At 71.4% G+C, this 13,362-nt stretch carries 10 protein-coding genes and 2 pseudogenes; 6 read left to right on the top strand and 6 right to left on the bottom strand.

Annotation, left to right across the window (positions count from 1 at the left end):
- Positions 1–16: 16 nt before the first annotated feature.
- The 4 genes from infB to rimP all read right to left on the bottom strand — a co-directional run bounded on the left by infB (position 17) and on the right by rimP (position 5,101).
- The gene (gene infB / locus FH610_RS20085; RefSeq protein ID WP_139576059.1) at positions 17–3,088 is read right to left on the bottom strand and encodes a translation initiation factor IF-2; all 3,072 of its coding nucleotides are present in this window, start codon (positions 3,086–3,088) and stop codon (positions 17–19) included.
- Positions 3,089–3,275: 187 nt separating this feature from the next.
- Entirely contained in the window at positions 3,276–3,578 is a 303-nt protein-coding gene (locus tag FH610_RS20080) for a YlxR family protein (RefSeq protein ID WP_139576058.1), read from the bottom strand.
- Positions 3,562–4,551, bottom strand: coding sequence for a transcription termination factor NusA (gene nusA / locus FH610_RS20075; protein ID WP_204053599.1), 990 nt, complete (start codon positions 4,549–4,551; stop codon positions 3,562–3,564). Before nusA ends, FH610_RS20080 begins: the two co-directional genes overlap by 17 nt.
- 22 nt (positions 4,552–4,573) lie before the next feature.
- Positions 4,574–5,101: a ribosome maturation factor RimP gene (gene rimP, locus FH610_RS20070; RefSeq protein ID WP_139576057.1), complete on the bottom strand. Its 528-nt coding sequence runs from the start codon at positions 5,099–5,101 to the stop codon at positions 4,574–4,576.
- A gap of 174 nt (positions 5,102–5,275) precedes the next feature.
- Here rimP and FH610_RS20065 point away from each other — a divergent pair, with 174 nt between their 5' ends.
- Both FH610_RS20065 and FH610_RS20060 read left to right on the top strand, forming a co-directional pair.
- Complete coding sequence (locus tag FH610_RS20065; protein ID WP_139576056.1) at positions 5,276–5,797, top strand: hypothetical protein; 522 nt, start codon at positions 5,276–5,278, stop codon at positions 5,795–5,797.
- Positions 5,790–6,377 (top strand): ferritin-like domain-containing protein, encoded by a 588-nt coding sequence (locus FH610_RS20060; RefSeq protein ID WP_139576055.1) that lies wholly within the window; start codon positions 5,790–5,792, stop codon positions 6,375–6,377. Before FH610_RS20065 ends, FH610_RS20060 begins: the two co-directional genes overlap by 8 nt.
- 113 nt (positions 6,378–6,490) lie before the next feature.
- Here the strand turns inward: FH610_RS20060 and FH610_RS20055 are convergent, their stop codons facing one another.
- Together FH610_RS20055 and FH610_RS43745 are read right to left on the bottom strand one after the other, a co-directional pair.
- Positions 6,491–8,233, bottom strand: a complete 1,743-nt coding sequence (locus FH610_RS20055; protein ID WP_205825915.1) for a proline--tRNA ligase — start codon at positions 8,231–8,233, stop codon at positions 6,491–6,493.
- A gap of 188 nt (positions 8,234–8,421) precedes the next feature.
- Entirely contained in the window at positions 8,422–8,952 is a 531-nt protein-coding gene (locus tag FH610_RS43745) for a hypothetical protein (RefSeq protein ID WP_205825914.1), read from the bottom strand.
- Positions 8,953–9,234: 282 nt separating this feature from the next.
- On the opposite strand from FH610_RS43745, the gene FH610_RS20045 reads away from it, so the two are divergent.
- From FH610_RS20045 to FH610_RS20035, 4 genes and pseudogenes are all read left to right on the top strand, one after another.
- Positions 9,235–9,603: an effector-associated constant component EACC1 gene (locus tag FH610_RS20045; protein WP_139576054.1), complete on the top strand. Its 369-nt coding sequence runs from the start codon at positions 9,235–9,237 to the stop codon at positions 9,601–9,603.
- A pseudogene (locus tag FH610_RS44535) lies at positions 9,600–10,238 on the top strand (caspase family protein); the annotation flags it as partial. The gene FH610_RS20045 and the pseudogene FH610_RS44535, both read left to right, overlap by 4 nt.
- A gap of 156 nt (positions 10,239–10,394) precedes the next feature.
- Positions 10,395–11,885, top strand: a pseudogene (gene dnaK, locus FH610_RS44530) (molecular chaperone DnaK); the annotation flags it as partial.
- 126 nt (positions 11,886–12,011) lie between these two features.
- Complete coding sequence (locus tag FH610_RS20035) at positions 12,012–13,334, top strand: FAD-dependent oxidoreductase (RefSeq protein WP_139576053.1); 1,323 nt, start codon at positions 12,012–12,014, stop codon at positions 13,332–13,334.
- Positions 13,335–13,362: the final 28 nt, after the last annotated feature.

The following is a 13,362-nucleotide window of genomic DNA, read 5'->3' as shown; positions in this document are numbered from 1 at the left end:
GCGGCGGGACGGAGCGTCAGACGCGCGGCTTCTCCTGCATCTCGAACGTCTCGATGACGTCCTCGAGCTTGATGTCGCTGTAGCCGATACCGATACCGCACTCGAAGCCCTCGCGGACCTCGGTCGCGTCGTCCTTGAAGCGACGCAGCGACGAGACGGTGAGGTTGTCGGCCACCACGACGCCGTCGCGGATGAGCCGGGCCTTGCTGTTGCGGGTGATCACGCCCGAGCGGACGATCGAACCGGCGACGTTGCCGATCCGCGGGACCTTGAAGACCTCGCGGATCTCGGCGGTGCCGGTCCTGACCTCCTCGAACTCCGGCTTGAGCATGCCCTTGAGGGCCGCCTCGATCTCCTCGATCGCCTGGTAGATGACCGAGTAGTACCGGATGTCCACGCCCTCGCGCTCGGCCAGGTCGCGCGCCCGCACCTCGGGACGCACGTTGAAGCCGATGATGACGGCGTTGTCGTCGCCCATCGCCAGGTTGACGTCGTGCTCGGTGATGGCGCCGACCGCGCGGTGGAGCACCCGCAGGCGCACCTCCTCGCCGACGTCGATCTTGAGCAGCGCGTCCTCCAGGGCCTCGACGGAACCGGAGACGTCACCCTTGATGATGAGCTTGAGCTCGTCGACCTGGCCCTTCTCGAGGTCCTTGAACAGCTCCTCGAGGGTGCGCCGGCGGCCGGACTTGGCCATGTCGGCGATCCGCTGCCTGGCCGCCCGCTGCTGGGCGATCTGGCGGGCCATGCGGTCGTCGGTGACGACGATGAAGTTGTCACCGGCGCGCGGGACGGCCGTCAGACCGAGGACCAGGACCGGACGCGACGGGTCGGCCTCGTCGACCGTCTCGCCGTTGTCGTCCAGCATGGCGCGGACGCGGCCGAACGCCTCACCACAGACGATCGAGTCGCCCACCCGCAGCGTGCCGCGCTGCACGAGCACGGTCGCCACCGGGCCGCGGCCCTTGTCGAGGTGCGCCTCGATCGCGAGGCCCTGGGCGTCCATCTCCGGGTTGGCCCGGAGGTCCAGCTCGGCGTCCGCGGTCAGCAGGATGGCCTCGAGCAGGTTGTCGATGCCGACGCCCTGCTTGGCGGAGATGTCCACGAACAGGGTGGAGCCACCGAACTCCTCGGCCACCAGGCCGTACTCGGTGAGCTGGGCCCGCACCTTGGTCGGGTCCGCGCCCTCCTTGTCGATCTTGTTGACCGCCACCACGACCGGGACGTTCGCCGCCTGGGCGTGGTTCAGCGCCTCGATGGTCTGCGGCTTCACACCGTCGTCGGCCGCGACCACCAGCACCGCGATGTCGGTGGCCTGCGCACCACGGGCACGCATGGCGGTGAACGCCTCGTGACCCGGGGTGTCGATGAAGGTGATCTTCCGCTGCTCGCCCTCGTGCGTCGTCGCCACCTGGTAGGCGCCGATGTGCTGGGTGATGCCGCCGGCCTCGCGGGCCACCACGTTGGTGTGGCGGATCGCGTCGAGCAGCTTCGTCTTACCGTGGTCGACGTGACCCATGACGGTCACGACCGGCGGGCGCGGCGCGAGGTCGCCCTCGTCGCCCTCGTCCTCACCGAACTCGATCTTGAAGGACTCGAGGAGCTCGCGGTCCTCCTCCTCCGGGCTGACGACCTGGACGTTGTAGTCCAGCTCGGCGCCGAGAAGCTGCAGCGTCTCCTCGTTGACCGACTGGGTCGCCGTCACCATCTCGCCGAGGTGCAGCATGATCTGCACGAGCGAGGCGGGGTTGGCGCCGATCCGGTCGGCGAAGTCCGACAGGGACGCGCCACGCGGGAGGCGGATGATCTGGCCGCCGCCACGCGGAACCTGCACGCCGCCGATCGCCGGGGCCTGCATGTTGTCGAACTCCTGGCGCCTCTGGCGCTTGGACTTGCGGCCACGGGTCGGACGGCCTCCCGGACGCCCGAAGGCGCCCGCCGTGCCGCCACCGCGGCCACGGCCGCCGCCACCGCCCGGACGGCCGGCGAAACCGCCGCCGCCACCGCCAGGACCGCCGCCGGGACCACCGGGGCGACCGGCACCCGTGGCACCGGGACGCGGACCGCCGAAGCCCCCACCGGGACGACCGCCGCCGCCGCCCGGACGGCCACCGCCGCCGGGACCACCGGGACGACCGCCGCCGCCGCCGGGACGAGGGCCACCGCCGCCCGGCGCGGCCGGACGGCCCTGCGGCATCATCATCGGGTTCGGACGCGGACCACCCGGACGCGGACCACCTGCGCCGGGACCCGGACGCGGACCGCCCATGCCCGGCCCGGGACGCGGACCCGCGGGTCCGGGACGCGGGCCGCCGGCGCCCGGAGCGCCGGAACGCGCGCCCGGCGGACGCGGCATGGCGCCGTCACGACGCGGCTCGCGGGGGGCGCCGTCGCCACGCTCGGGACGGTCCCCGCGGTCGGGACGACCGCCGTCACGGCCGCCGGGCCGCGCGGGGCGCTGACCCATGCCGCTTGCGGTCGAGGAGAACGGGTTGTTGCCCGGACGCGGGCCGCGCGGACCCGGCTTGGGCCCGCCGGGGCGCGGAGCGCCACCTGTGGGCGCGCCGGGACCGGCGGGTGCGCCACCCGGGCGCGGGGCCGGAGCCGGCCTGGGGCCCGGCTTGGGCGCACCGGCGCCGGGGCCACCCGACCTCGGGCCGGCGGCCGCGGGACGCGGGGCCTCCGGGCGAGGCGTCTGCGGACGGGCGGCCTCGGGGCGCGCCGCGTCCGGCTGTGACACCGGCGGGTGAGGCATCGGAACCGGACGCGGAGCGGGCCGCGGACCGGGCTTCGGGCCCGGCTTGGCCACCGCGCCGGTGGACTGGGAAACGGGCGCCTGTGGGGCGCCCCCGTTGGCCTGGCTCTCTGCCGGCCTCGGCGCAGGCTTCGGCTGCGCCGGACGGGCGGGCTTGCCCCCGCCCTTGGAGGCGTCACCCTTGAACGCCTCGGTCAGTTTGCGGACGACCGGCGCCTCTATCGTCGAGGACGCCGACCTCACGAACTCGCCCATTTCGGTGAGCTTGGCCATGACGACCTTGCTCTCGACCCCGAACTCCTTGGCGAGCTCGTATACCCGGACCTTCGCCACTGCACTCCCTAACTCGGCCCGGGAGGCTCGCAGTGCCGCCGGACCGTCGCTACCTGAACGTACTCATCGCCGCGTGCTCATCAGGCGCTCATAGCAATCTGACTCCGCCCATCAACTCGGCGTCCTACATGACAATTTCGTTGTGCCCTGGCTCCCGGAGCCGATACCGAGGGCCAGCGGTAACCATTCACCCGGACCGCCCCGGAGTCAACCCCTCCAAGTGAGCCCGCAAGAGCGACGTGTCAAGCGATCCCTGCGCGCGGAACGCGCGTGGGAACGCCCGGCGACGCTCGGCGAGCTCCAGACAGCGCGGGGACGGGTGCAACGAGGCACCGCGTCCCGGGAGCCGTCCTCGCGTGTCGGGGACGATCACGCCCTCGACCACAACCAAGCGGAGCAACTCGGACTTTACCGTGCGAACCCGGCAGCCCACACATGTTCTCAGCGGGGCTGCCCGGCAACCATATTCCAGCTTACCTTGCCGACGCATCAGCGGGATCAGCAGGTGCCTGCTCGGTGTCCGGCCGGATGTCGATCCGCCAGCCCGTCAGACGGTTGGCGAGGCGGGCGTTCTGGCCCTCCTTGCCGATCGCCAGGGACAACTGGTAGTCGGGCACGATCACCCGCGCGGTGCGGCTGTCGGCGTCGACCACCTCGACACGGGAAACACGCGCCGGCGACAGGGCATTCCCGACGAACTCGGCCGGATCCTCCGACCAGTCGATGATGTCGATCTTCTCGCCGTGCAGCTCCGTCATGACGTTGCGCACGCGCGAGCCCATCGGGCCGATGCAGGCGCCCTTGGCGTTGACGCCGGGCTTGCGCGACCTCACCGCGATCTTGGTGCGGTGGCCGGCCTCACGGGCGATGGCTGCGATCTCCACCGTGCCGTCGGCGATCTCCGGCACCTCCAGCGCGAAGAGCTTCTTCACGAGGTTGGGGTGCGTGCGCGAAAGGGTGACCGACGGCCCCTTGGGCCCCTTCTTCACCTGCACCACGTAGCAGCGGATGCGCTCGCCGTGCGCGTACTCCTCGCCCGGGACCTGCTCGTTGTGCGGCAAGATCGCCTCGATCTTGCCGAGGTCGACCAGCACCACCCGCGGGTCCTTGCCCTGCTGGATGACGCCCGCGACCAGCTCGCCCTCGCGGCTGGCGAACTCGCCGAAGTTGACCTCGTCCTCGGCGTCGCGCAACTGCTGGAGGATCACCTGCTTGGCCGTGGTGGCGGCGATCCGGCTGAAGTTGGACGGGGTGTCGTCGTACTCCCGCACGACCTCGCCGTTCTCGTCCAGCTCGGCGGCCCAGATGATCACGTGGCCCGTGTCGCGGTCCAGCTCGGCCCGCGCCTTCTGCGCCGCGCCCTCCGTGCGGAAGTACGCGATCAGCAATGCGTCCTCGATCGCCTTGACGACCAGGTCGAAGGAGATGTCCTTCTCCCGCTCCAGGCTGCGCAGGACGCTCATGTCAATGTCCACAAGGCTCCCCCTAGCCCTCGTCGTCGGCGTCGTCGATGTCTTCGTCGACATCGAGGTCCTCATCAAGTTCGTCGTCGAGCCCGGCGTCGCGCCGGTTGAACTCGACCTGCACCCGGCCGCGCACCAGCTCGCCGTACGCGATGCGGCGCGCGCCGTCCAGCTCCACACCGGTCTCGTCGGCCTCGGTCACACGGCCCTCCGCGGAGGTGCCGTCACTCAGCTCCGCCTTCACCAGCCGCCCGCGCGCCCGGCGCCAGTGGCGCGGCTCGGTGAGCGGCCTGTCGACTCCGGGAGAGGTGACCTCGAGGACGTACGGGCTGCCGCCGAGGACGTCCACCTCGTCCAGCCGCTTGGAGACGGACTGGCTCACGTCGGCCACGTCGTCCAGGCTCACGCCGCCGTCCTTGTCCACCACGACGCGCACCAGCCGCCGGCGACCCGCCGGTGTGACCGTGACGTCCTCCAGGTCGAATCCCTCGGCGGCGACCACCGGGCCGAGCAGCTCAACCAGGCGGCCGCGTCGAGCGTCGATGCCCATGCCGACCTCCCAATGACCGTGTGGCTGTGACCGTGTGCCTAGCCCGATGTGCCAACAGCCTATCGACACCGGGAGGTGGAAACAGCGCCACACCCGAGCGGCGATCCGACACGTGCACGATCATCACGGTCACGGGCGATGACCAGTGGGCGGCGCGCCGTACGATGCTGTGTCGTGAGACACAGCGGCGGGGCACAGGTGACGAGACGCGCGTTGCTGGGCTCCGCCGCCGCGGCCGGTCTGGCCGCGGCCGGCTGTTCCTCGGCCCCGCGCAAACCTGCCGCGCCTGCCCCTCCGGATCCGCAGACCGTGCTGCTCACCTCGTTGATCGCGGGCAAGGAGCAACTGGTGTCGCTCTACGGGCGCGCGGTCGCCGCCCTGCCCGCCCGGACCGCCGCGCTGGAGCCGTTCCGCCAGCGTCACGCGGCTCATCTGCAGGCCCTGCGCGCGCTCCTGCCCGCCGGTAGCGGCACGGGAACGTTCCCCGCGAGCCCTGCGCCGGCGTCGTCCTCCGCGTCCCCGTCGGAGCGCCCGTCCGCGGTCTCCGTCGAGGCGCTCAGGGACGCCGAGCGGCGCGCGGCGTCGGCGCGACCGGCGCAGATGGCCACGGCCTCCCCCGCGCTCGCCCAGCTCCTGGCGAGCATCGGCGCGTGCGAGGCCGTCCACGTCGTCGCCCTGGGGAGGGTGCGTGACTGAGACCTCGGCCGAGCCCGCCCGAGCGCCGACCGGGGCACCGGTCGGCGACGCGCTCGGCCGGGCCCTGTCCGCCGAGCACGCCGCCGTGTACGCGTACGGGGTGATCGGCGGGAAGACGAGCGGCGCGCTGCTCAGGCGCGCCACCGCGGGGTTCGACGCCCACCGGGCACGGCGCGACCAGCTCCGCACGCTCATCACGCAGCGGGGCGGGACGCCCGCCGAGCCCGGCCCCACCTACCGCCTGCCCTTCGAGGTGCGCGGACCGGCCGACGCGGTGCGCCTGGCCGTGCTGGTGGAGCAGCGGGTGACCACCGCCTACCTGGAGCTCGCCGCCGACCGCGACCCGGCGCTGCGGCGGATCGCCGCGCTGGCCGCGCAGGAGTGCGCGACCCGGGCGTACGGCTGGCAGCCGAAGATCGGCCCCTTCCCGGGCATGGACCGAGCCGGTGCCGACTTCGACGTCGCCATCCCCACTCCGGGGGCCGAGTCCCCGTCGGCGGCCTCCTCGGGGCCGGCGGGGTCCGCCGGCGCACCCGGCCAGGAGGCCCAGCCGGAGCCGTCCGCGCCGGACGGCCAGTAGACGGCGCGGGCCGCGACCCACGGCCGTGAGCGGCTCCCGCACAAGGAGCGGCTCCCGGGAAAGGCGGCGCCGCCGCCCCCATGGGGGACGGCGGCGCCCTGTGTCCGCGGCGATCAGGCCCGGCAGGCGGCCAGCACCCGCTCGACGGCCTCGTCCAGCGGGATCTCCTCCTTGGTCCCGGTGACCCGGTCGCGCAGCTCGACCACGCCGTTGGCCAGGCCCCGGCCGACGATCAGCACGGTGGGCAGGCCGAGCAGCTCGGAGTCCTTGAACTTGACGCCGGGCGACACACCGGGACGGTCGTCCACGAGCACCCGCAGCCCCCGCGCCTCGAGGGTCTCGGCGAGCGTGCTGGCGACCTCGATCTGGTTCTCCTTGCCGGTGCCCACGATGTGCACGTCGGCGGGCGCCACCTCCCTGGGCCACACCAGGCCCAGCTCGTCGTGGCGCTGCTCGGCGAGCACGGCCACCGCCCGGGACACGCCGACGCCGTACGAGCCCATGGTGATGCGGATGGGCTTGCCGTCGGGCCCGAGCGCGTCGAGCTGGGCGGCGTCGGCGTACTTGCGGCCGAGCTGGAAGATGTGGCCGATCTCGATGCCCCGGTCGATCGACAGCGGGTGCGCGCAGCGGGGGCAGGAGTCGCCCGCCCGCACCTCGGCGGCCTCGATCGTGCCGTCGGGCTGGAAGTCGCGGCCCGCGACCACGTGCGCGGCGTGCCTGCCCGGCTCGTTGGCGCCCGTCACCCAGGCCGAGCCGTCCACCACGCGCGGGTCGACCAGGTAGGTGATCCCCAGGTCCCTGAGCACCTGAGGGCCGATGTAGCCGCGCACCAGGCCGGGGTGGCGGGCGAAGTCCTCGGCCTCGAAGATCTCCGGCACGCCGGGCGAGAGCGCCGCCTCCAGGCGCTTGAAGTCGACCTCGCGGTCGCCGGGCACGCCGATGATCACCGTCTTGATCTCGTCGGAGCCCGGCGTGCGGACCTTGACGACGAGGTTCTTCAGCGTGTCGGCGGCGGTGATGCCGAGGCTGTGGCGCTCGTTGACGTACGAGACGAGCGACTCGATCGTCGGGGTGTCGGGCGTGTCGAGCACCTGCATGGGCGGCTGCGTGGCGGTGACCGCGGGCGGCGCGGGCGTGACGACGGCCTCGGCGTTGGCCGCGTAGCCGCAGTTGTGGCAGGCCACGAAGGTGTCCTCACCGGTCGGGCAGGGGGCGAGGAACTCCTCGGAGGCCGACCCGCCCATCGCTCCCGACATCGCGAAGCAGATCCGGTAGTCGATGCCGAGACGCTCGAAGATGCGGATGTACGCCTCGCGGTGCATCTCGTAGGACCGCTTCAGGCCGTCGTCGTCGAGGTCGAAGGAGTAGGAGTCCTTCATGACGAACTCGCGGCCCCGCAGGATGCCCGCCCGGGGCCGGGCCTCGTCGCGGTATTTGGTCTGGATCTGATAGAGGGTGACGGGATAGTCCTTGTAGGAGGAGTACTCCCCCTTCACCATGTCGGTGAACATCTCCTCGTGGGTCGGCCCGAGGAGGTAGTCGGCGCCCTTGCGGTCCTTCAGCCGGAACAGCGTGTCGCCGTACTCGGTCCAGCGGCCCGTGGGCTCGTAGAAGTCCCGGGGCAGCAGCGCGGGGAACAGCACCTCCTGCGCGCCCATCCGGTCCATCTCCTCCCGCACGACCCGCGCGACGTTCTCCAGCACGATCTTGCCGAGCGGCAGCCAGGAGTAGATGCCGGGCGCGACGCGGCGGATGTAGCCGGCGCGGACGAGCAGCTTGTGGCTCGGCACTTCCGCGTCCGCCGGATCCTCACGCAGGGTGCGCAGGAACAGGGTCGACATACGCAGCAGCACGGCTACTCCTTGCTCGTGAGAGGTCTCGTCCGCGGCGCCTCCTCGGGAAGCGAGATGCGGATCTCCTCGCGGACCCTCGGAGACGACCGGAGAGACGAGACGAAGACGATGTGCTCCCAAGGCTATCGACTCCGGGGGCCCCACCGCCTCACGTAAACGACGGGCGAGCCGATATCGGCCCGCCGATGTCAGCCGCCGAGCAGTTCCTCCCAGTGCTGACGGGACCGCCCGCCCATGCCCACGGGGCCTGCCGGGCCGTCCAGCGCCGCCGACAGCCGCCACAGGCCGGGCCTGGTCCGCAGCCGCTCCATGCCGAACGGGTCGATGGCCCGCAGCACGAAGGTGACGCCCATCACGTTCAGCATCGCGGTCGACGTGGTCGCCGGGCCCGCGGGCGCCGCCCGCACGGCGTCCGGGCCCGGCTCGCCGATCCGTTCCAGGAGCAGCGCCGCCACCTCGGCGGCGTACGGGCCGTCGCGCCACTCGATGTGCCAGGAGCGGTCGGTGCCCCGCCACCACGTGAGGTCGCGGCACGCTTCCAACGTCTCTGCCTCGCCGGACAGGGCTGCCATGACCCGCCCCAGCGCCTCATACCTGAGCCCGTCCGGCCCCGAGCCGTGCGGCGACGGCGCGTCGCCGTCGTCTTGACCGTTCTGCGGGCCGTACGCCGTGGCCGGTGAGGCCCCGGGCTCGTCCCGCCCCCCGCGGAGTCCCCTCATGTCAGGGAGGGTGCCACCGCCCGGCCTTCTCGTCCGCGGGTTTCCCCGTCTTTTAGCCCCACTGCCCACGGGCATCACTTTGATCGCGGCCGCCTGGTCGCCGCAACCCCCGCGGCCGGGTCGCCGCAAACCCCCGCAGCCTCCCCGCGAGGCGCGGGAGCCCCGGGAGGTTCGCGGGGATATGGAGGAAATGAGCGGCCCCGGCCCACGCCGGAGAATCGCGGACGCGGCCTGTTTCTCCGCTCATTGCGCCACTCTGCGCGGCATGCCGATACTTGCATCGTGAATCTCACCATCGAGCTCACCGCACCCGAATCGACAGGCGTCGAGCTGGAGTCCTTACGGGAAGATCTGCTCATTGACGACGCGCTTCGAGGCGCGACCATAGAAAGCCGCACAAGCCTGCCGGCAGGCGGGATGGGACCGATAACCGAGACTCTCCTCGTGGCGTTCACCACGGGCGGCGCCGGCGTCGCGGTGGTCGAGGGCGTCTTCGGCTGGCTCCGCGGCCGCCCCTCGGGAATCACCGTGAGAATCTCCAACGGCGACCGGACGGTGGAAGTGGACGCCAAATCCGCCAGGGATCCGCGGCAGATCATCGAGCTGCTGCGCGAACTCGACCTCACCGAGCCGAAATCAAGGGAGAAATGATCTACCATCCCGATCCGCGGGCCTCCCGAGCGGTGCTGATCGGTGTCGCCGACTACGCGGACCCCCAGGAGTGGCCCCCGCTGCCCGCGGTCCGCGCCAACGTGGCCGACCTGCGGCAGACTCTCACCGATCCGGAGCTCTGGGGGCTCCCGGAGGAGAACTGCACCACCCTGCTCGACCCCCGGGACGGCGGCGACGTGCTCGACGCAATCGCGGAGGCGACCCGTAAGGCGAACGACACCGCCATCATCTATTACGCCGGGCACGGCTCTCGCACCTTCCAGGAATTACGCCTGACCCTCTCCACGACCACCATGGACAAGCCGTACCGCAGCGTCGTGTATTCGGACGTGAGCCACCTCATCCGGACACGCCGCTGCCTCAACGCGGTGGTGATCCTGGATTGCTGTTACAGCGGCATGGCGCATGGAATGGCCGACAACGCGTCGTTTCTCGACGCCCAGATCAGCCGGACCAACGCGTACGTGATGACCTCATCCGCGAAGAACGCCCTGTCGCTGGCTCTTCCCGGAGAGCGGAACACCGTGTTCACCGGCCAACTCCTCCGCGTGCTGCGAGAAGGGATTTCGACCACGAGCGAATATCTCGCCCTCTCGGACATAGCACATATAGTTCGGCTAAATCTCCTCAAACAGGGCATGCCCGAGCCGAGGTCCAGCCAGTACGACAACGGCGACCGCATCGGCCTGGTGCGCAACCGCCAATGGAGCCTCCGGAGCGCCCGCGGACCGTCCGGTCCCGCCTCGCCCGTCCCGACGGCGCGGGAGCCCGTGCACTCGGTCAGGACCGAACCGCAGGCCTCTTCCTCCCGGGCCACTCCCACCGGACGCTACGTCGGCATCGACCTGGGCACGACCAACTCCGTCGTCTCGGTCGTCGAGGGCGGGACACCCGTGGTCGTCATGAACGGGCAGGGGTCGCGGACCACCCCGTCGGTGGTCGCGTTCGCGAAGAACGGGGAGGTTCTCGTCGGCGAGGTCGCCAAGCGGCAGGCGGTGACCAACGTCGGCAGGACCATCCGCTCGGTCAAGCGCCACATGGGCACGGACTGGACCGTCGAGATCGACGGCAAGAGGCTCACGCCCCAGCAGATCAGCGCGTTCGTCCTGCGCAAGCTCAAGCAGGACGCGGAGGCATACCTGGGTGAGACGGTCACCGACGCGGTCGTCACCGTCCCGGCGTACTTCGACGACGCCCAGCGGCAGGCCACCAAGGAGGCCGGACGAAGCGCGGGTCTCAACGTGCTGCGCATCGTCAACGAGCCCAGCTCCGCGGCCCTGGTCTACTGCGCGGACCATGGCACCGACCAGGAACAGCTCGTCCTGGTCTTCGATCTCGGCGGCGGCACCCTCGACGTGTCCCTCCTCGAGGTGTACGTCCTCGACGACTCGGACCGGCTCGATCTCGTCGAGGTCAAGGCCACCAGCGGTGACAACCGGCTCGGTGGGGACGACTGGGACCAGCGGATCGTCGACGAGCTGGTGACCCGTTTCAAGCGCGCCCACGGCGTGGACCTGTCGCGGGACGCAATGGTCCTCCAGCGCCTGCGCGAGGCGGCGGAGAAGGCCAAGATCGAGCTTTCGGCCCAGACCGAGACCACGATCAGCCTGCCCTACATCACCGCCTCCTCCGAGGGTCCGCTGCACCTGGAGGAGAAGCTGACCCGGGCGAAGTTCCAGCGGATCACCGCGGACCTGCTCGAGCGCTGCAAGGGCCCCTTCCACCAGGTCGTCAAGGACGCGGGGATCAGGGTCTCCGAGATCGACCGGGTGATCCTGGTCGGCGGCTCGACCCGTATGCCGGCCGTGTCCGGCCTGGTCGCGGAGCTGACCGGCAGGAAGCCCGAAGGGGGTGTCAACCCGGACGAGGTCGTTTCGATCGGCGCCGCACTGCATGCCGGGATGCTCCGGGGGGAGACCCCCGGCTTCCTCTTCGACGTTCTGCCGATCTCCGTGGGTCTCGAGACCAAGGGCGGCGTCTTCACCAGGATCATCGAGCGCAACACGACGATCCCGACGAAGCGCTCGGAGATCTTCACCACCGCCGAGGACAACCAGCCGTCCGTGCAGATCCAGGTTCACCAGGGCGAGCGCGAGATCGCGGCGGACAACAGGAAGCTGGCCACCTTCGAACTGACCGGCATCCCCCCGGCGCCGCACGGCGTACCGCGGATCGAGGTCACCTTCGACATCGACGCCAACGGCGTGCTGAGCGTTCACGCCATCGACCAGGCCACCGGCAACGCACAATCGGTGGTCATCAGAGACCGCGGATGGTGACCGCCCGCCGCGGCGACACGCCCTCGCCGCGGCCGGTTTCCCCGTGGTCCTGGCCGCACGCCCTCCTATGGTGAAGAATCGCCGCTGAAGACGCCGCTGCTGGAGGCCATGGTGACACTGCGCGTCGCGATCGTCGGGTCGGGCCCGGCCGGCATCTACACGGCCGAGGCACTGGTCAAACAGTCGCACGACCCCGTCGAGGTGGACGTCCTCGAACGCCTGCCGACGCCGTACGGGCTCGTCCGGTACGGCGTGGCCCCCGACCACACGTCGATCAAGTCGATCGCCGGCTACCTGCGAAGGGTGCTGGAGACTCCGGGGGTGCGCTTCCTGGGCGGCGTCGAGCTGGGCGCGGACCTCTCGGTGGACGACCTGCTGTCCTGCTACGACGCCGTCGTCTACTGCACAGGGGCGATGGTCGACAGGCACCTCGGCGTCCCGGGCGAGGACCTGCCGGGCAGCGTCGCGGCGACCGACTTCGTCAACTGGTACTGCGGCCATCCCGACGTACCGCCGGACGCCTTCTCCCTCGACGCGGAGGAGGTCGTCGTCATCGGCGTCGGCAACGTCGCCGTGGACGTGGTGCGGATCATGGCCAAGACGGCCGACGAGCTGCGCGGCACCGACGTGCCCGAGGAGGTGCTCGACCGGCTGGCCGCCTCCAAGGTGAAGCGCGTCCACATGGTCGGCAGGCGCGGCCCCGAGCACGCGAAATTCACCCTGAAGGAGCTGCGCGAGCTCGGCGAGCTGCTGAACGCCGACGTCCTCACCTTCCCGGACGAGGTCGCGGTCGCCGACATGACCACGCTGTCGCGGCAGGTCAGGGGCAATGTGGACGTGCTGCGGTCGTGGTCGGAGCGCAAGACGGCCGACCGGCCCCGCCGCCTGGAGGTGCGCTTCTGGCTGCGTCCCGTGGAGATCCTCGGCGTGTCCCGGGTCGAGGGCGTGCGGCTGGAGCGGACCCGGCTGGAGAACGGGCGGGTCGTCGGGACCGGCGACTTCGAGACGATCCCGGCGGACATGGTGATGCGCTCGGTGGGCTACCAGAGCGTGGCGCTGCCCGGGGTGCCGTTCGACCCGGGGTCGATGACGGTGCCGAACGTCGCCGGCAAGGCGGCGGACCGGCAGTACGTCGCGGGCTGGCTCAAGCGGGGGCCGACGGGCGTGATCGGGACGAACAAGTCCGACGCCGCCGAGACCGTGCGCACGCTGCTCGCCGAAGCGGTGCCGGGAACCGCGACCGCCCGGCTGGACGACCTGCTCGCCGCGCGCGGGCTGAGCCCGGTGACGTACGAGGACTGGCTCGCGATCGAGGCCGCGGAGGCCTCGCTGGCCGGCAGCCTGAGCAGGGGCGAACGGGTGAAGCTGGTGGGCAGGGACGCGATGCTGGGCGCGTGCGGCCGGCTCGCCCGGCCGGGGGGCCCGTCCTGACGGGTGTCGGGTCCTGACGGGTGTCGCG

This window comes from Microbispora catharanthi, from assembly GCF_006334915.2.
In the GTDB taxonomy this organism is placed as follows: Bacteria; Actinomycetota; Actinomycetes; order Streptosporangiales; family Streptosporangiaceae; genus Microbispora; species Microbispora catharanthi.
This window is presented reverse-complemented; position numbering and strand designations above follow the sequence as displayed.